A 19,130-nucleotide genomic window follows, 5' to 3' on the forward strand; every position below is an offset into this window, starting at 1 on the left:
ATGATCCTCAAATAAATTTCATCACAATGAATTCTCATCTCGATATTTAGCTAGCATAAAAAATACCACAATGGAGAGTATCCCGATGATAATCCCTGCTGTTAATAATAAATTAACATGAGCTGAACTGAAGGCAATTTTACCTGCGTTAATCAATGCTGTACCTTGTTCAACGGGTAACTGGCTCGCCACTAAATAGGTATCACCAATCGAAAGTCTGGCTTTTTCTGCTAAAACAGCAGTTAAATCTGACGGCACTTGAAGATGACTGCCAAATATATAGGCCATGAAAACACCAAATAAAGTAATACCTAGTCCTGTACCCAGTTCATAACCTGTACTTTCAAGTGAACCTGCCGCACCGCCCTTTTCTGCAGGTACTGAGCCCATGATCGCAATGGATGAAGCTGTTAAACCAATACTCAGTGTTAATCCAATCGAAGCTAAAATAAAGGGAACGATGATTCCCGGATGATGAAAATCTGAATAACTCAAACTGACCAACGCAATTGCTGCCAATATTAATGACATGGTCGCAACCAGACGGAGTCCAAATTTATTGGATAAAAAACCAGCAATAGGCCCGCCAATAGCGGCCGCAACCATAATCGGAACCATAAAAAGACCGGCTTGCAGCGGTGTTAAACGAATGACATATTGCAGCTCCATTGCCAAAGTTAACTCAACCCCTGCCAAAGCGCCTGCAGCAACCATTGCCATAATAATGCCGGCTAAAATAGCAGGACGTGAAAATAGCGAAAGATCTAGCATCGGCTGAGGAGAATTCAGCTGTTTGCGTACAAATATGGTTAATAAGCCGATAGATAAAACGACCAAAGGCAAGACAATCAACAACGACTGTTTACCGCCTAAGCCTGCTTTTAGTGCATATACAAACGAAATCAAACCGACAATCAGCAATAGCGCTTGACCAAATGCCCAATGTCCAGGGGTTATAGCTTCTTTTCGGGACAATAAGAAATAGCACATTGGTGCGACAACCAGCATGATTGGGACGTTAATCAGGAAAACTGAACCCCACCAGAAATATTCTAACAATCCCCCACCAATGAGCGGTCCAATGGCGGCACCGGCTGATCCGATTGTGCCCCAAATACCCAGCGCAATGGCACGTTCGCGACTGTCTTCGAAGGTTCTGCGAATAATACCCAATACACAGGGCATAATCATGGCACCGCCTAATGCTAATAAAGCACGTGCGGCAATCAGCATAGAAGCCGTTTGGGAAAATGCCGCAAGGACTGAGGCAATTCCAAATATAACCAAGCCAATCAGCAGAATCTTACGATTGCCGACACGATCAGCCAAAGTTCCCATCGGAACTAAAAGTCCAGCCATAAGTAATGGATAAATATCAATAATCCATAAGACTTGGTTACTTGTGGCACTCAGCGATTGGGTTAATGAGGGAACCGCAACATGCAGTACAGTCATATCAATCACAATCGGCAGAAATGCAAGCACGACAGCGAGCAATATCCACCAGCGTTTCGGATCAAGATTGGTAGCTTTCATGATTAAACCTATATTGATGGTTTATTAAATCAATTCTGAAATAAAGATGTAAATGAAAGATTTGTTGTGGGCTAAACTCGTTAACCCACAGCTTTTATTCTCAGTTTTGATGCTTAATGTGCCGCTTTACGTTTCGAGAATTTCTCAACCATGCTCATGACGACAATAAAGAAAATCGGTACAAAAATAACAGCTAGAATTGTTGCGCTGATCATGCCGCCAAAGACGCCTGTACCAATCGCTTTTTGAGTTTCAGAACTAGCGCCACTGGCAATGACTAAAGGAATAACGCCACAGGTAAATGCCAAAGATGTCATTAGGATTGGACGTAAGCGCAATTTAGCGGCTGCAACGGTTGCCTCCACTAAACCCATTCCTTCTTCTCTTAGTGCTTTTGCAAACTCAACAATCAAAATAGCATTCTTTGCAGATAGACCAATAATCGTGATCATGCCGACCTTAAAGAAAATATCATTTGGCATACCACGTAACATTACTGCTAAAAAGGCGCCAATCAACCCTAGAGGGACAACTAGCATCACAGAGAATGGAATTGACCAGCTTTCATAAAGCGCTGCCAAGACAAGGAAAACGACTAACATCGACAACAGTAATAAAAACAAGGTTTGTGATTCCGACTGTTTTTCTTCTAGAGAAATCCCAGTCCACTCATAACCCACACCTTTCGGAAGTTGTTCAATCAAATTTTCCATCTCAGTCATGGCTTGTCCTGAAGATATACCTGCTGCTGGACTGCCAGAAATACTCAATGATGGACGACCGTTGTAACGATTGTATTGTTGTGGGGAATGTTGCCAAATTGGAGTAATTATTTCAGACATTGAAACCAATTTACCGCTTTGACTGTTCACCTTAATCTGAAGAATATCTTCAATACTCATGCGTGATTTGGCATCAAGTTGCACAATGACTTGCTGCATACGGTCATGATTTGGAAAATCATTGATATACATCGAACCCATTGAGGTTGAAATAATATCGGTCACATCACTGAAATTAACACCTAATGCCTGCAATTTATCTCTATCAATTTTAAGCTGTACAGAACTGCCATCTGGCAAACCTTCAGGATAGACCTCCGCCACGATTTTACTTTGTGCTGCTAATGCTAAAAGCTGATCTTGTGCTTCTCTTAAAGCAGGCATGCCAATATTGCCACGATCTAATAATCTCAGTGAAAAACCAGATGAGTTACCCAATTCATCAATTGCTGGTGGTAACACAGACATGGTTTGACCTTCTGAACTTTCAGCCATCGCTATATTGGCATTATTCACGACTTCTTGTGCCGTAATAGTACGCTCTTCGAATGGCAATAGATTGGTAAAATACATCGCTGTATTCTGACCAGATCCACTAAAACCAAAACCTAAGACCGCCATATTGTCTTTAATCCCCGTTTCTTGGTCTAAATAATTTTGAAACTCAGCAACGACTTTACGGGTACGTTCTTGAGTTGCATCCGCAGGAAGTTGAATCGAAGTCATAAACCACCCCTGATCTTCTTCTGGCATAAACGCAGTCGGAACGTGTTTAAAACTAAAAATCAGCACAATGACAATGCCTAAGAAACATAACATTGCGAGGGTTTTATGTTTAATTACTTTAAATAAACTGCGTTCATAGCGATTGTTCAGCTTCTCAAAACTGCGATCAAACGATGCAAAAACACCCTTTTTCTGATGGTCTTGATCAATCGGTTTTAACATCGTTGCACATAACGCAGGGGTTAATGTCAGTGCAAGGAAAGCTGAGAATAAAATTGAAACCGACATGGTAATGGTGAACTGACGATAGATAATCCCCACTGAGCCTGACGCCAATGCCATCGGCAAGAATACAGCGGCTAACACTAAGGTGATGCCAATAATCGGATTGGTAATTTCCTTCATGGCTTTAGATGTGGCTTCAACTGGAGATAAGCCTTCTGTCGCCATAATGCGTTCAACATTCTCAATGACCACAATCGCATCATCGACAATAATCCCGATCGCAAGCACCATACCGAACATGGTCAGCACATTAATCGAAAAACCAGCAAGCAGCATGACTGAGAATGTGCCAAGCAATGCAATCGGTGCAACAATCGCCGGAATTAAGGTGTATCGAACATTGTGTAAAAAGATAAACATGACAATAAAAACTAATGCCATAGCTTCAAGCAATGTCATGATTACTTTTTCAATCGAGATTTTTACAAAAGGTGCAGTGTCGTAAGGTATAGAGAATTTCATACCATCAGGCAGTGCTGAACCTAACTGTTCAATTTTCGCTTTAACACCTTCTGCAGTCTTGACAGCGTTGGCACCAGGACTCATTTGTATCGCCACAGCTGTAGAGGCTTTGCCATTTTCTAAAATCGCAAAGTTATACATCTGTGCCCCGATTTCGACACGAGCGACATCCGACAGTCGAACATTGGCGCCATTTTGTTGAGCACGTAAACTAATTTTCTTGAATTGCTCTACAGTTTCTAATTGACCTTGAGCAGTTAAAGGAATAGTAATTTGTTGCCCCGTCAAAGCAGGAACATCACCAATACGACCTGGTGATATCGGCAAGTTTTGGTTTTGGATGGCTGTATTCACATCTTGAATACTCAATCCATAAGAAACCAAACGATCTGGATCGACCCAAATCCGCATGGCTTTTTCAGCACCAAAATTTTGGACTTTACCAACACCGTCAACCCGCTTTAATTCTTCAATCACATAGCGAGTCATATAGTCACTGACATCAATTTCACTATATTTGCCATTCGGTGAACTTAAGCCCACCATCATTAAAAAACCAGACGACGCAGCATCGACCATCAGCCCTTGTTGTCGCACTGTTTGAGGTAAGCGTGACTCAATGGCTTTAATTTTGTTTTGCACATCAATTTGTGCAAGTTCTACATCTGTACCTGGTTTAAATGTTGCGGTGATTGTTGCTGTTCCAGAACTATCTGAACTTGAACTGTAATAAAGTAAGTTTTTGACACCTGACATTTCCCGCTCAATCAAGGTCACAACACTATCATTCAATGTTTTTGGCGTAGCACCTGGATAGATTGCCGTAATACTAATCTGTGGTGGCGCAACACTTGGGAATCGTGCAATAGGTAACTTGGGGATGCTTAGTACACCCAACAGAATAATAAATAAAGCAATCACCCATGCAAAAATAGGACGCCTAATGAAAAATTGGGACATTATTGCTGTCCTCCATTTTCCTTAATATTTGTAGGTTGCCACTGCTTAATTTTTAATTTTTGCTCAGGCTGTATACGATCAGCCCCTTCAACAATGACTTTCTCACCTGCTTGTAACCCTTGTTTGATCACATAGTTATTTTGATAACGTTGACCAAGCTGAACAGGCTTGCTTTGCGCTAAACCTTTTTGATTAACAATCGTAACATTGGCTTTACCACTAATATCATGTTGAATCGCTTGTTCTGGAACTAGGAGCGCATTTTCAACTTGAGCTCGGCTCATATTGACTCGAACATACATGCCTGGCAAAAGTTTTTGATTTTCATTATTGGCTAAAATACGGATTGTGACATCACCCGTATCAGGATCAACTTTAGTATCCGAAAATAGGATTTCACCTGTAACGTTATAAGGTTTACCCTGACTATTTAGGATTTCAACCGTATGTTTGGTATTTGACACGTCACCTTGCTGTAAAGCTTCCTGTAGTTTTTCATAATCACTAATTGATTGCTTTACATCAACATAGACTTTATTAATCTGTTGTATTACGGCCATTGCATTAGTATCACCTTGACCAACTAATGCACCCTCAGTCACTAAGATTTCACCAATCGTTCCCGAGATAGGGGCTGTAACAGTCGCATATTTAAGATTAAGTTGTTGTCTGCTTAACATGGCTTGCATTTGCGCCACATCGGCTTTTGCTTTTTGATAATCTGCTTCGGTATTGTTGTATTCCTGCTGACTAACCGCATTTACTTTTACTAATTCAGTGTAGCGTTTTAACAGCACCTGCAAACGTGTCACCTCAGCTTGTGCACGGTTTAAAGTGGCTTGATTGCTTTTTACATCTGCCTGAAATATTTCAGAATTCAATTTAAAAAGCGGTTGACCTGCTTGCACATAAGAGCCTTGCTTAAAAAGTACTTTATCAACAATTCCACCTACTTGCGGGCGAATTTCAGCAATACGGTAAGCGACAACACGGCCTGGAAGATTTTCAATTAAATTCATGGAATGCGGTAATACCGTGATGGTACTGACAACCGCTGGTGGCATTTCTGTTGGGGACTGTTCAGCATCTTTGGCTTGTGTACAGCCGATTAAAAGTACAGTTGTAATAAGTATTGAACCTATTAAATGATAATGTGTTGACATGCTTTTTCAGAGGGGGGGTTTTAGATACTACTATTTTGAAATAGCAGTGTTTATGAATTGCTGATGTTGTGTGGAGATTGTGTGGAGATTGTGTGGAGAGATTAAAAGATTTATTTTTTAATGACACGCTTAAACAGCGTGGCTTGTAAATTAGTATAAATAATTTTGTTGTTCTACAATTTTGATCGTATCTTAGTTTTTTCTCATAGTTCATGAACTTTAAAATTCTAAACCAAGACTAATATTTATATAAGCAATTGAAAATACAATACATAGTTTCTTTATACACTTATGAAGTGAACTTTAGGTGAACATAAGTTAAATAGAAATTTTTAATTAGTTCAGCACAAACGTACAATCTTTAAGGCCTATAACTCGATACCGTTCTCTCTTTGATGTTTATTGCTATCTAATTGAGTGAACTCTGTGGAAATATTTCTTTATACATTAAGCGTTATGTATAGCCCAGGCCCTGTAAATTTTATGGGGCTAAATTCTGGCCTTACAGGTCAATTAAAAAAGACTATAGGATTTTACCTAGGCATTGGTTTCGCCATGTTGATCTTATTCGTATTGTTTGGCTATATAGGTGAAGCTGTTATTCCACATGGATTGATTCATTATATTGCTTTAGCGGGTGCAATTTATACATTCTACTTGGCTATAAAAATGATTAGGGCGAATGTAGAAACAACTCAACAGCAAGAAAGCCATCTAACATTCTTAAATGGCTTATTTATTCAGTTATTAAATCCAAAAGCCATTCTCGTCATTCTACCTGTTACGACAATTATGTACCCTGCAGCCAAAATCACAGGAATCATGATCTTGATAGTTTCTTTACTGATTTCACTTGGTGCTGTTGGCGCACCATTCACCTATGCTCTGGTTGGAAAAGTATTAGGCAACAAAATTGCTAATCCTATCTGGTTTAATCGGCTAAATAAGCTGATGGGTATACTCTTGATTTTATCAGGGCTTTTTATGTTCAAAGATTTTCTTAATGGAATAAATCTGCTGTAGGACAAATTAGCCGTTCAAATCGAACGGCTATCTTTTAATATTTATCATTTTCCATTGAGTGGGAGTTAAACCAAATGTTTTTATAAAATGTCTGGTCATATGACTCTGATCAAAAAAGCCTGCATTTAAAGCAGCATTAACAATAGACTCCCCTTGAGCAAGGTAGAACTTAACTGTTTCTAAGCGACGCATGATCATATAACGGTGTGGGCTAGTTCCAAATAATAATCGGAAATCACGAGAAAGGCTCCAGCGGTCACGATCAGCATGTTTCTCTAAATCTGACAAACTTAAGTTTTCATGTGGATACGCCAAAATACACTCACGCGCTCTCTCTGCTGCCTTGTAGTCAAATTTTTTGTTTTGGTTAGATGAAGTATCTGAAATTTCACACAGTGTAGTTGCCAAATCAAATAGAGCATCTTCCTCTTCTAGGGTATCCATATAATTATTTATATTATTTAGAAAGCTATCCATTGCCCTAAACAGGCGAATATCATTACTTAAGCCATGTCTGATAAAAGGCAAAGGTTTACCCTTTAAAATGGTTTGGATCATCGCTGGTTCGATGTAAATCATTCTATAGCGATAGCCATCTAATGTTCCTGATTCACCATCATGCTTTTCATCCGGGTGTAGAACCATAGTCATGCCTGGCAAGCTATGTTGCAATGTACCTTTGTAATGAAAGTTTTGAACTCCGGAAAGAGTCCTGCCAATAGCATAAGTATCATGTCGGTGAGGTTTATAAGCATAATTGGAAAGAAATGCTTCAATTCTTTCTAATTTATGATTTTGAGTGGGGGATCTCACAATCCAATTATTTCCACTGGAGAAATCAGGCATAATTGATGGCCAATTTTTCGTAGATTCTATTGTAGATTATTTTTCACTTTTCCTAAAATTAACATAATACACGTTATACGAAGTTGAAATGAAAAATGGAGCTTAAAGCTCCCTTTTTTACTAGTTTTTTTTAAATTGCTAAGCGTAAATTCAGTGCTTTTACGACTTTAATAACAGTATCAAAGCTTGGATTTACATCGCCAGAAAGTGCTTTATAAAGACTTTCTCGACCTAAACCAGTGTCTCTTGATAATTGAGCCATTCCTTTAGCTTTAGCAATATTACCTAAAGCTTTTGCAATGAATGCCGCATCACCATTAGATTCATCGATACAGGCTTGTAGGTAAGCTTGCATATCTTCTTCTGTTTTAAGATGTTCAGCACTGTCCCATTTGCGAAGTTTGATAGCCATTTACAGCTCCTCCTCTAAATCTTGTGCTAATTGTAGGGCAAGTTTTATATCTTTACTTTGCGTAGACTTGTCTCCGCCTGCTAAAAGAATAACGACCCTTTGCCCTTGCTTACAGTAATAGATCCTGTAGCCAGGTCCAAAGAAGAAACGTAATTCAGAAACACCTTCACCTACTGGTTCAGTATCTCCAAAGTTTCCATCTTCAACCCGATCAATTCGGACTTGTATACGTCTTTTTGCCTGCAGGTCTTTTAACTTAGTAAACCAGTCATCAAAGACTTCAGTGGTATATATTGAGTACATAAGAGTAATGTATCCTATAGGATACATTCATGCAAGAAATAAACTTGAATGTATGGGGCTACAACAGAATTTCGTATAACCACCATTATGTTAAATAGATAGCAGTTGGGAGATTATTTATTCTTTCAATAGACAAAAACTTGCGGAATTTTTCTTAATTTGTAATCCTTGCGGCCAAGGGTGTCTAGCGTAGCTAAGACAGGTATTCGTTATAGTCGGGCCGCTATAATACGGATGACGAGTGCCTGTATGTTTAACCTAAATATCTTTAACAAGATCTCTAGCGAAGTATTGACCATCAAAAATGATCTTGAGCTGAATTCTGAAAATCAACTGATAACTAAGTATAAGACTTCTACTTCTGAAGATTATAAACAGGCTATTGTTTTGATTTTTAAAGAACGTGGCTATACACGTTTGGAAATAGGTCAATTACTTGGGGAGCCAAAAGCTTCATAAAATACCGATTAAACAAAGCTTGGATATAACATCCAGGCTTTATAAAAAAGTACCTAGCTGTTACCCTTGTCCTGATTTTTTTACTCTAAAACGTTCTTTCATCTTATGACACTTACGCCACCTTAAGTTTATTTATCGTCTTAAATCTGTAAATAACTCATCACTGTCTAGTGATGTGGTGTAGTCGTTTGTGTGTTGTATATATCACATCACTAGCCTATCTGAAAAATTAAAAAACAGGCTATGTTTATGTTATCTAATGTCCGAGAACAGTGGTTCTCTAACATCCGTGGGGATGTACTTGCCGGATTAGTCGTCGGTCTTGCACTCATCCCTGAAGCCATCGCATTTTCAATTATTGCAGGTGTAGATCCTAAAGTTGGTCTATACGCATCCTTCTGTATTGCCGTCGTGATTTCTTTCGTAGGTGGTCGTCCTGCCATGATTTCAGCAGCCACTGGTGCAATGGCGCTGCTTATGGTCACATTGGTCAAAGAGCATGGGCTTGAATATCTGCTGGCAGCAACAATTTTGACAGGCGTGATTCAAATATTGGCAGGCTATTTAAAGCTCGCCAAGTTAATGCGGTTTGTATCTAAATCTGTGGTTATTGGATTCGTAAATGCGTTAGCGATCTTAATTTTCATGGCTCAATTGCCTGAACTGATTAATGTGACCTGGCATGTATATGCTTTTGTTGCTTTAGGTTTAGCAATTATTTATCTATTCCCTCTGGTTCCCAAATTAGGAAAATTACTCCCTTCTCCACTAGTCTGCATCATTGCAATCACATTATTGGCAATCGCTTTAGGAATTGATGTACGGACCGTGGGCGATATGGGGTCTTTACCTGACACACTTCCAATGTTCTTGATTCCAGATATTCCTTTGAATATTGAAACATTGATGATTATTTTGCCTTATTCAGTCGCACTGGCGGCTGTAGGTTTACTTGAATCGATGATGACAGCAACTATCGTGGATGAAATGACTGATACGCCAAGTGATAAATATCAGGAATGTAAGGGACAAGGGATTGCGAATATTGCTTCTGGCTTTATGGGTGGCATGGCCGGTTGTGCAATGATTGGTCAATCTATGATTAACGTAAAATCAGGTGGCCTTACACGCTTATCAACATTCTCTGCGGGCATTTTTCTTCTTATTCTGGTTGTATTTATCAGCGACTGGCTCAAAGTGATTCCAATGGCTGCATTGGTAGCGGTAATGATAATGGTCTCTATCAGTACCTTTGAATGGAGTTCTGTCACTCAGTTAAAAGATAATCCTAAGAGTAGTAATATCGTCATGATTGCGACGGTGATTGTAGTTGTTGCTACGCATAACCTGGCTTTGGGTGTGTTAACAGGCGTATTACTTTCAGCCTTGTTCCTGGCGAATAAACTTGAAAATGATATCCAGGTGACAGCATCTTTTGAAGGAATGGCCCGTTTATATGAGTTGAGAGGTCAGATCTTCTTTAGTTCTTCTGAAAAATTCATGCAAGGTTTTGACTTTAAAGAGGATGTAAAGGAGGTGATTATTGATTTGACCCATTCTCACATTTGGGATGTAACATCAGTCGCCATGCTTGATTCTGTTGTAAATAAATTTCAAAAGAATGGTGCGAATGTCACAGTACGTGGTCTAAATGAAGCCAGTTCGATCATGATTGATAAGTATGGGACACATGCCAGAATTTAAGTTTTAAAAATTCTATATTTATATAGAATTTCTAAAATTAACATAATACACCTTATACGAATCTAAAAATGGGAGCCTTTAGCTCCCATTTTTACTATATTTTTAAAGTTTTAAGCGTGTTGTACTGTGAGTTTTAAGCCTAAAGCATTTACTACACGATTAATCGTATCAAAACGTGGTGCTGAATCCTGACGTAGGGCTTTGTAGAGTGCTTCACGCCCAATCCCTGCTTCTTTAGCGATTTGAGTCATGCCACGAGCTTTAGCAATAACACCAAGTGCATGGGCTAATTCAGCTGGATCATTTTCTTCAAGAACCATATTGAGATACATCACAATGTCTTCTTCAGTTTTGAGCGACTCAGCCATATCAAAACTTGGTAAATCAGCGACTTTAACCATTTTAATCCTCCAATGTTTTCGATAGTTTGACTGCCCGATCGATGTCTTGTTGTTGAGTTGATTTATCTCCACCACCAAGCATTACAATCACAACGTCACCATGTTGGATGTAATACATCCTCCATCCAGAACCGAAGAATTCTCTCATTTCCCAAACGCCATCTTGGAGAGGTTTAATGTCTCCCCAGTTTCCACGTTGAACCTTATCTAATCGACGATTCAGGCGGATACGGGTCATATTGTCTTTAATGCCATCCAACCATTCATCAAATTCTGGAAGACGTTTAATTTCAATCATGAGGATTCCTTATCTTCTCACTATATTGTATTCGATCGAATACAATATGCAAGTAATTTATACGAACATCCATTAATTTCGTATAACACCATTATGTTAAATACATAATTTTTTTGGTTAAAATTTAAACTTTTTTACTGTTTTTCAGGCAAGATGCATATTTTTTTGAAGCCATACTTTCCTTGTCAGATGTTCAAACATTTTAAGGAGAAAGCAATGACACAAACAGCGAATGATCAACGTGCTACAGTAAAAAATCCTAATAATATTCAACATGCGCAGAATCAGGACAACCGTAGCCGACAATTGAATCCTAATCATAAACCTACGAAATCTAAATAAGGATGAAAACTATGAGCACAGCAGGTTGGCCTAGTACTACTGGAAATCCATCAGGTGGTGGCCGAGACAATAATCCACCTCGTAAATAAAAATTTATTTATCTTGTAATATCAATTCAGAAGGCCAAAGATATTGGCCTTCTGAAGGATATTTCTTCAGGAAGGCTTCCCATATCACGATAAAATCTTCTGATGTAGCTAACGTAGAAACGCTGGCTGTTTTTTGAAAATGTTTATAATAAAAGTCTTGCCAAAAATATATTAACCATAGGCCAGCTATGGCATTAATACTTTCAAACCACTTATCTTCTGGAAGTTCATTTTTCAGGAATAAATAATTCTCTTCTGAGACTTGTTCATAAATTTCATCATTTTTAAACTCACCATAAGGTAGACCTAGGAACTCATAGACTTCATTCAAGTAGCATAGTCTTCTGTTTTCTCTAACTTTTTTAATTAGTTGTATAAATTCTTTAATTTGTTCATCTTCGAGAGAAGGATCTAACCATTGCTCAAAACCATTAGTTGGAGGAATAGTCTTCAGAATCTCGACTTTATGTCCTTTTGTTGCTTCAAACTTTGCATTTATCTTTAAGATAAATAAAAGAAAATCTGTAAAAGTTTTTGATGGGAAGTATGGTCGTTTATTTTTAAACTTAAACTTTAATGCTTGGTTTAGTGAGATTGATTGGAATCCCCACTTCTTAGAAATTAAATGATCTAAGTGAATTAAAATTAGCAGTATATTGACGCCAGAATTTCTAAGCATCTCATGACTAATAATATTCTTTAAATCACCGTTAAAGCTAAAGTTATTTACCAGAAAATCATGTAGTTTGCAGACATCTTCATATAAAAAATTATTTTTTTCTAATTCTGAAAATAGCTTTATATGCTCATTCCAATAAAAAAAATCGTTATTCTTAATTGGATATAGTTCTAAGATTTTTAAGCAGTATGCAAAATTATAGTTTTCTTCATCTACAGCTAAAGAAGTTGCTGAATTAAGTACGAAAAACCCCATTTCTGAAGCAAATTCGGATTTAATTTTAACTTTAGCTATTTCATCATTTTTAAATGGAACATTAGTATATTTTTTCTCAATTTTACCTAGTTTCTTAGCCAGGTTTTTATCCATATTTTTCAATATTAAACAGTAGAATTCTAAAGGATTCATGGATGCCCTAATTTTTTAAAAAATCTAAAATTAACATAATACACCTTATACGAAATGCGTTTGTAACTCCAAAATAGAAATGTCCGGTTTCTCCAAAGTAAAAATGTCCGCTTTTAGAATATGCGCTTTTGCGATTATCGAAGCGGACGGTTTGATATGTTGGTGTCTATGTCGGATAAAGAACTTAAACGATTGTCGGTCGTGCAGGAAATCTGCGATCAACGCATAACTCAATCCCAGGCTGCTCAGCTACTTCATATTTCAGAACGTCAGATCAGGCGTTTACTGCAAAAATACAAAGCTCAAGGCCCAGCTGCATTAGCCCATGCCGGTCGTGGTCAAACCAGCAATTCCAGGCTTCCTGAAGAACTCAGGCTCAAGTGCCTCAATATGGTTGCTGAGCAATTCCATGGTTTCGGACCCACTTTAGCGCATGAAAAGCTGACTACCATTCATGGATTCGATATTTCAGTGGAAACCCTGCGTTCCTGGATGATTGCAGCCGATTTATGGATTCCTCGCTCCAAACGCCTGAAACGCCCATATCAGCCTCGTTATAACCGGGACTGTTATGGTGAACTGATCCAAATTGATGGCTCACATCATGACTGGTTTGAAGGAAGAGCCCCTAAATGCTGTCTATTGGTGTTTATCGATGACGCCACAGGAAAATTGCAGCACTTACGCTTCTGTGAGTCAGAATCAGCCTTTGACTATATGATTTCAACACGTTTGTATGTTGAGCAGCATGGTAAGCCTTTAGCCTTCTACAGCGATAAACATTCAGTCTTCAGGGTGAATCAAAGCAGCAAGAAAGACACCAAGATTACGCAATTTGGGCGCGTACTCAGCACCCTGAATATCGATATTATCTTCGCTAATTCACCACAGGCCAAAGGCCGTGTAGAACGAGCCAATAGAACGCTTCAGGACCGTCTGATCAAAGAAATGCGCCTGGAAGGCATCTGTTCGATTGAACAAGCGAATGCCTGGCTACCCTGCTTCATTGAGCAATTCAATCAGAAGTTTGCCAAGATGGCCTTTAATCCCAAGGATCTACACCGGACTGTCACTGAAACAGCCGAAGAATTAGATGATATTTTTACCTGGCGTGAACCCCGCAGAGTCACGAATAGCCTGACGATTACTTATGATAAATGCGTATATCTCCTGGAAAACACGGAAGAAAACCAAAGATTGATTAGTAAGTATCTTGAGTTCCTGGAATACCCGGATGGTACAGTCGCGATTGAATATCAGGGAAGAAAAATCAATTACAGCATCTTCGATAAATTAAGTCAGCTTAACCAGCGAGAGATTGTTGAGAATAAACGTTTAGGTGCAGTTCTCAATCATATTCAACAACAGCATGAAGAATTGGAACAGCAAAACAAACGTAATCGTTCTCAATCTATGCCAAGCAGACGTGCACAGAAGACAGTAATCAAAGAACGAAATCTGAATCCTGTGCTTGACTTGGAAATGTCTGTATAGGACATTTCTATTTGGTTTTAAGGTAGGACATTACTACTTAGGAATAACAGCGTTATAATTCTCTATAGAAATCAATGCTGTAGTTTCTAGTTGATAGCCCATCTTCCCCAAGGTGGGCTTTTTTTATGATTTTTCACGTTCCACGCTTATTATTTAATCAAAAGACCTCTTGCGAAAGTATAGTTTATCTAATTTTTGAATTGGCTAAAACCTCATAAAATATAGCTTTTGGCTGCTTAAAATTTGACTAACGCAAGAATTCTAAAGTTTCTCAACTTTGATTAGCTCAAATAAATACCATTTCTCTTTTTCTAGGTCTCTTTAAATCACGAATTATGTAACTATAGAGTATAGCCTAACGGAACAAAATAAAGTCTTAAAAAGCAACTCAAAAACCGTATTTATAGACTTAATATTTAATTTCGGTACAATATGTATTTAATTATCTAAACTCTAACGGTACAGAATGCCTAATCAGGTCGGATATATTCGAGTCAGTTCAACTGAACAAAATACTGAACGTCAATTAGATGGAATCAGCCTGGATAAGACCTTTACTGAAAAGGCAAGCGGTGGTAGCCGTGAACGTCCTCAGTTAAATGCAATGCTCGACTATCTGCGTGAAGGTGATACGGTGCATGTTCATAGTATTGATCGTCTGGCACGTAATACAAATGATCTGAACGAAATTGTGAATAGTCTGAATGATCGTGGTATAACCATTATTTTTCATAAAGAGAATTTGACCTTCAGTCATGATGTAGCACAATCGGCAATAAATAAACTCATGTTTCAGATGCTTGCTGCATTTGCAGAGTTTGAACGCTCCATGATCCGTGAGCGTCAAAAGGAAGGAATTGCAAAAGCCAAAGCGAAGGGCTTATATAAGGGAAGAAAGCGGAAGGTTGACTATGTTGAAATACGAAAAGCAATGGCTGAAGAAAATTCAACATTTAGAGGTGTTGCAGAAAAGTTTAAAGTAGGGATAGCAACAGTACAAAGAGCTTTAAAAGAAGAAACTAATAATCAATAAGGTTGATTAATGAAGACGCTTAGATATTCAAATTTAGAAAAGATCATGACCATTTATACTGAAATTTCTACTTATATTACATTTCATAATGCGACTGGTTTAACAGATATAAATAAATCAATGGAAGATTTTTGAACCGTACCGGGTTTGTCGGAGACCAAGCTTTCTGAGAGAATGTCCCGATGAAAAAAGTAAAATATACCCCTGAAATCAGAGAAAGAGCGGTTCAATTATTGATTGAATCCGAGAAAGATTATCCATCGAATTGGGCTGCGATCACCGCTATTGCTCCCTGAGCAGTATACTGCGCAAGGGTTGTACTCCTGAAACACTACGTGTTTGGTATCAAAAATATTTAGATAAACAAAATCCAGTTAAAGTACAGCAGCTTTCAGACCAAGAACGTATCAAACAACTCGAACGCGAAAATAAAGAACTGCAACGCGCCAATGAAATTCTACGTAAAGCAGCCGCTTTTTTCGCCCAGGCGGAGCTCGACCGCCCACACAAATAATGGTGGATTTTATCCATAATAATAAAGAGCTGTACGGAGTCGAGGCGATTTGTAGAATTTTACCGATCGCACCTTCAACCTATTACCGGACTCTAGATCTCTGTGAAAATCCAGAACATCGAGCAAAGCGAGATTTACATGACTTGCATCATGCTGAGGAGATTAAACGAATTTGGAAGGAAAGTTCAGGTCGGTATGGTGTACGTAAAGTCTGGCAAAAACTGAAACGTGAAGGCTATATTATTGCGCGCTGTACTGTTGCTCGATTAATGCAAAAGCTAGGTATAAAAGGTGTTTGGCGTGGTAAGAACAAACAAACCACCCGTAGCCGAGATGATCAAAAACGAGCGGATGACTTGGTAAAACGTAATTTTACTGCTGATCATCCTGACCAACTGTGGGTGAGTGACTTTACGTATATTCAAACAAATTCAGGCTGGGTTTATACTGCATTTATTATTGATGTGTTCTCACGAGCAATTGTTGGATGGAAAGTATCGACACGGATGAATACAGATATGGTGCTCGATGCATTGGAGCAAGCATTTAGGGCGGCAGAGGGGGCTGGAACGCTGAGTGCGCCCATGCCGCATTGCAAAGCAAAAGATAATCGGATAAAATGTAGCAATTCATATTCGTAAGCGTGGAGTAATCAGATGGGAAATTCCAAGTCAGCAGACAAGTAAGCCGCAACAACCAGTATTGTTGTTGCGGCGCTCTGTAAGGCTAGTCTCATCTGATTGCTGACGAGCAGACGTCGCCCGGTATTCCTTAATCGAGGGTTGATTCGTCATGACCACCACACGCCCCGCGTGGGCCTATACGCTGCCGGCAGCACTGCTGCTGATGGCTCCTTTCGACATCCTCGCTTCACTGGCGATGGATATTTATCTCCCTGTCGTTCCAGCGATGCCCGGCATCCTGAACACGACGCCCGCTATGATCCAACTCACGTTGAGCCTCTATATGGTGATGCTCGGCGTGGGCCAGGTGATTTTTGGTCCGCTCTCAGACAGAATCGGGCGACGGCCAATTCTACTTGCGGGCGCAACGGCTTTCGTCATTGCGTCTCTGGGAGCAGCTTGGTCTTCAACTGCACCGGCCTTTGTCGCTTTCCGTCTACTTCAAGCAGTGGGCGCGTCGGCCATGCTGGTGGCGACGTTCGCGACGGTTCGCGACGTTTATGCCAACCGTCCTGAGGGTGTCGTCATCTACGGCCTTTTCAGTTCGATGCTGGCGTTCGTGCCTGCGCTCGGCCCTATCGCCGGAGTATTGATCGGCGAGTTCTTGGGATGGCAGGCGATATTCATTACTTTGGCTATACTGGCGATGCTCGCACTCCTAAATGCGGGTTTCAGGTGGCACGAAACCCGCCCTCTGGATCAAGTCAAGACGCGCCGATCTGTCTTGCCGATCTTCGCGAGTCCGGCTTTTTGGGTTTACACTGTCGGCTTTAGCGCCGGTATGGGCACCTACTTCGTCTTCTTCTCGACGGCTCCCCGTGTGCTCATAGGCCAAGCGGAATATTCCGAGATCGGATTCAGCTTTGCCTTCGCCACTGTCGCGCTTGTAATGATCGTGACAACCCGTTTCGCGAAGTCCTTTGTCGCCAGATGGGGCATCGCAGGATGCGTGGCGCGTGGGATGGCGTTGCTTGTTTGCGGAGCGGTCCTGTTGGGGATCGGCGAACTTTACGGCTCGCCGTCATTCCTCACCTTCATCCTACCGATGTGGGTTGTCGCGGTCGGTATTGTCTTCACGGTGTCCGTTACCGCGAACGGCGCTTTGGCAGAGTTCGACGACATCGCGGGATCAGCGGTCGCGTTCTACTTCTGCGTTCAAAGCCTGATAGTCAGCATTGTCGGGACATTGGCGGTGGCACTTTTAAACGGTGACACAGCGTGGCCCGTGATCTGTTACGCCACGGCGATGGCGGTACTGGTTTCGTTGGGGCTGGTGCTCCTTCGGCTCCGTGGGGCTGCCACCGAGAAGTCGCCAGTCGTCTAACCGACGACTGGTAGCAGGCCCGCTCCGATGCGGCGCACTAACCATCGAAACCTCGTGAATGTCGGTATCCTGTCTGGCAGGATACCGCTCATTTCCCTTGTTCAGTTCATCGCCGTCGCCGAGCATCTGAATTTTCGGCATGCGGCCAAGGCACTTGGTATCAGCCAGTCGAGCGTCAGCGCGCGTGTGAAAGCGCTGGAGGATAACCTTGGTGTCCTGCTATTTGAGCGCCATGCGCGGGGCGTTCGGCTAACAGACGCAGGCAGGCACTTCATGGAGCGTGTCACGGCGGGTGTCGATCAACTCGATCACGCAGTGAAGACCGCAGGCATGACAGCTCAAGGAGAATACGGCCGGCTTCGCATCGGCATCCATGCCTTAATCCCACGCAGCTTTCTCACGGAGCTGATCCGTCATTATCGGGAAGAACATACGGGCATTGAGGTTGAGATCACCGAAGGCACAGCCCGCGATGCGGTGATGCAGCTTCGTGCTGACCAGCTCGACGTGGTGTTCGTCGCGGGCAAGCCCGAGATGCCCGACTGCCATACCCGACCGATCTGGACCGAACCGCTGGTGGCCGTGCTATCGGATGGGCATCGCCTCGCCGGGCAGTCCGCAATCACTTGGTCCGATCTGGTCGGCGAGACTTTCATTGTTCGCTATGGTGGCACCGGCCCGCAGGTCCATGACCATATCGTGCTGCGCCTTGCCGGGCGTTGGCCCGCACCGTCGATCCGGCGCTTTGATGTGGGGCGCGACACGCTGCTATCTATGGTCGGACAAGGCTTCGGCATCACTATCGTCGGCGAGGCAACGTCATTGTTGCCGACGACCGGCATCGTCTTCCTGCCCTTCCTCGATGAACCGGAGCCGGTTGCCTTTACAGCCGTCTGGTCGCCGTTCAATCGCAACTCCGCACTGAAAAATCTACTCAACCTCGCAGGCAAAATGAAGCGTGACGGCGATTCGCCCAATCGTTTCCTGGATGGCACTCGACCGGCACGATAACGGCACAGGCGATCCATCCTATTTGCCGCCGATAGTATCCGGCAGCCCTCCGGCATCCTCTTTCCTGTTGCCCGTCCCGATTTTGCCTACTCTCTGATCGGCTCCGTCTCTTTTGCCGACTGGAGCCTGCATTGCGCGGAGGCCGAATCCTTTGGGGTCAGATCGCCGTAGTCATCACCATCGTTCTGGTGAT

17 protein-coding genes, 2 pseudogenes and 1 other annotated feature are annotated in these 19,130 nt (G+C 41.2%); of the genes and pseudogenes, 10 read left to right on the top strand and 9 right to left on the bottom strand.

Annotated features, from left to right (window positions below):
• Window positions 1-21 precede the first annotated feature (21 nt).
• The 3 genes from FTV14_RS11360 to FTV14_RS11370 all read right to left on the bottom strand — a co-directional run bounded on the left by FTV14_RS11360 (window position 22) and on the right by FTV14_RS11370 (window position 5,914).
• Window positions 22-1,536 carry an MFS transporter gene (locus tag FTV14_RS11360; protein ID WP_032073148.1) on the bottom strand — a complete coding sequence of 505 codons (1,515 nt, stop codon included), beginning with the start codon at window positions 1,534-1,536 and terminating at the stop codon, window positions 22-24.
• A gap of 113 nt (window positions 1,537-1,649) precedes the next feature.
• Complete coding sequence (locus FTV14_RS11365; RefSeq protein ID WP_270915313.1) at window positions 1,650-4,754, bottom strand: multidrug efflux RND transporter permease subunit; 3,105 nt, start codon at window positions 4,752-4,754, stop codon at window positions 1,650-1,652.
• Window positions 4,751-5,914, bottom strand: coding sequence for an efflux RND transporter periplasmic adaptor subunit (locus FTV14_RS11370; protein WP_032073150.1), 1,164 nt, complete (start codon window positions 5,912-5,914; stop codon window positions 4,751-4,753). Before FTV14_RS11370 ends, FTV14_RS11365 begins: the two co-directional genes overlap by 4 nt.
• 426 nt (window positions 5,915-6,340) lie before the next feature.
• Here FTV14_RS11370 and FTV14_RS11375 point away from each other — a divergent pair, with 426 nt between their 5' ends.
• Entirely contained in the window at window positions 6,341-6,937 is a 597-nt protein-coding gene (locus tag FTV14_RS11375) for a LysE family translocator (RefSeq protein WP_074163998.1), read from the top strand.
• A gap of 27 nt (window positions 6,938-6,964) precedes the next feature.
• Here the strand turns inward: FTV14_RS11375 and FTV14_RS11380 are convergent, their stop codons facing one another.
• From FTV14_RS11380 to FTV14_RS11390, 3 genes are all read right to left on the bottom strand, one after another.
• Window positions 6,965-7,783: an AraC family transcriptional regulator gene (locus tag FTV14_RS11380; protein WP_032073151.1), complete on the bottom strand. Its 819-nt coding sequence runs from the start codon at window positions 7,781-7,783 to the stop codon at window positions 6,965-6,967.
• A gap of 130 nt (window positions 7,784-7,913) precedes the next feature.
• Window positions 7,914-8,195 carry an addiction module antidote protein gene (locus FTV14_RS11385; protein ID WP_000985610.1) on the bottom strand — a complete coding sequence of 94 codons (282 nt, stop codon included), beginning with the start codon at window positions 8,193-8,195 and terminating at the stop codon, window positions 7,914-7,916.
• Window positions 8,196-8,498: a type II toxin-antitoxin system RelE/ParE family toxin gene (locus FTV14_RS11390; protein WP_154320144.1), complete on the bottom strand. Its 303-nt coding sequence runs from the start codon at window positions 8,496-8,498 to the stop codon at window positions 8,196-8,198. It lies immediately after the preceding gene.
• 249 nt (window positions 8,499-8,747) lie between these two features.
• Between FTV14_RS11390 and FTV14_RS11395 the strand changes: the two genes are divergently transcribed.
• Window positions 8,748-8,957, top strand: coding sequence for a hypothetical protein (locus FTV14_RS11395; RefSeq protein WP_004976362.1), 210 nt, complete (start codon window positions 8,748-8,750; stop codon window positions 8,955-8,957).
• A gap of 249 nt (window positions 8,958-9,206) precedes the next feature.
• On the top strand, window positions 9,207-10,661 hold the full coding sequence (locus FTV14_RS11400; protein ID WP_026438532.1) for a SulP family inorganic anion transporter: 1,455 nt from the start codon (window positions 9,207-9,209) through the stop codon (window positions 10,659-10,661).
• 110 nt (window positions 10,662-10,771) lie between these two features.
• Here FTV14_RS11400 and FTV14_RS11405 read toward each other — a convergent pair whose 3' ends face one another.
• The gene (locus FTV14_RS11405; protein ID WP_004969304.1) at window positions 10,772-11,062 is read right to left on the bottom strand and encodes an addiction module antidote protein; all 291 of its coding nucleotides are present in this window, start codon (window positions 11,060-11,062) and stop codon (window positions 10,772-10,774) included.
• Between the two features lies 1 nt (window position 11,063).
• Window positions 11,064-11,360: a type II toxin-antitoxin system RelE/ParE family toxin gene (locus FTV14_RS11410; RefSeq protein ID WP_004647749.1), complete on the bottom strand. Its 297-nt coding sequence runs from the start codon at window positions 11,358-11,360 to the stop codon at window positions 11,064-11,066.
• 216 nt (window positions 11,361-11,576) lie between these two features.
• Between FTV14_RS11410 and FTV14_RS16070 the strand changes: the two genes are divergently transcribed.
• Window positions 11,577-11,702, top strand: coding sequence for a hypothetical protein (locus FTV14_RS16070; RefSeq protein WP_004969301.1), 126 nt, complete (start codon window positions 11,577-11,579; stop codon window positions 11,700-11,702).
• A 93-nt stretch (window positions 11,703-11,795) separates the two neighbouring features.
• Here the strand turns inward: FTV14_RS16070 and FTV14_RS11415 are convergent, their stop codons facing one another.
• Window positions 11,796-12,878: a hypothetical protein gene (locus FTV14_RS11415; protein WP_004969299.1), complete on the bottom strand. Its 1,083-nt coding sequence runs from the start codon at window positions 12,876-12,878 to the stop codon at window positions 11,796-11,798.
• Window positions 12,879-13,046: 168 nt separating this feature from the next.
• Here FTV14_RS11415 and FTV14_RS11420 point away from each other — a divergent pair, with 168 nt between their 5' ends.
• The 6 genes and pseudogenes from FTV14_RS11420 to FTV14_RS11440 all read left to right on the top strand — a co-directional run bounded on the left by FTV14_RS11420 (window position 13,047) and on the right by FTV14_RS11440 (window position 18,937).
• Window positions 13,047-14,372, top strand: a complete 1,326-nt coding sequence (locus tag FTV14_RS11420) for an ISNCY family transposase (protein WP_179989167.1) — start codon at window positions 13,047-13,049, stop codon at window positions 14,370-14,372.
• Between the two features lie 466 nt (window positions 14,373-14,838).
• Window positions 14,839-15,405 (top strand): recombinase family protein, encoded by a 567-nt coding sequence (locus FTV14_RS11425; protein WP_006581699.1) that lies wholly within the window; start codon window positions 14,839-14,841, stop codon window positions 15,403-15,405.
• 182 nt (window positions 15,406-15,587) lie between these two features.
• A pseudogene (locus tag FTV14_RS11430) lies at window positions 15,588-16,560 on the top strand (IS3 family transposase).
• Window positions 15,877-15,993 (top strand) — a sequence feature (AL1L pseudoknot). (Overlaps the previous pseudogene by 117 nt.)
• A gap of 151 nt (window positions 16,561-16,711) precedes the next feature.
• A complete protein-coding gene (gene floR, locus FTV14_RS11435; protein WP_000214122.1) occupies window positions 16,712-17,926 on the top strand; it encodes a chloramphenicol/florfenicol efflux MFS transporter FloR in 1,215 nt (404 codons plus the stop codon).
• 27 nt (window positions 17,927-17,953) lie between these two features.
• Window positions 17,954-18,253, top strand: a pseudogene (locus FTV14_RS16150) (LysR family transcriptional regulator); the annotation flags it as partial.
• Between the two features lie 3 nt (window positions 18,254-18,256).
• Window positions 18,257-18,937, top strand: a complete 681-nt coding sequence (locus tag FTV14_RS11440) for a LysR family substrate-binding domain-containing protein (protein WP_109354582.1) — start codon at window positions 18,257-18,259, stop codon at window positions 18,935-18,937.
• The last annotated feature ends 193 nt before the right edge of the window (window positions 18,938-19,130 follow it).

It is taken from the genome of Acinetobacter sp. YH12236 (assembly GCF_013417645.1).
Classification (GTDB): Bacteria; Pseudomonadota; Gammaproteobacteria; order Pseudomonadales; family Moraxellaceae; genus Acinetobacter.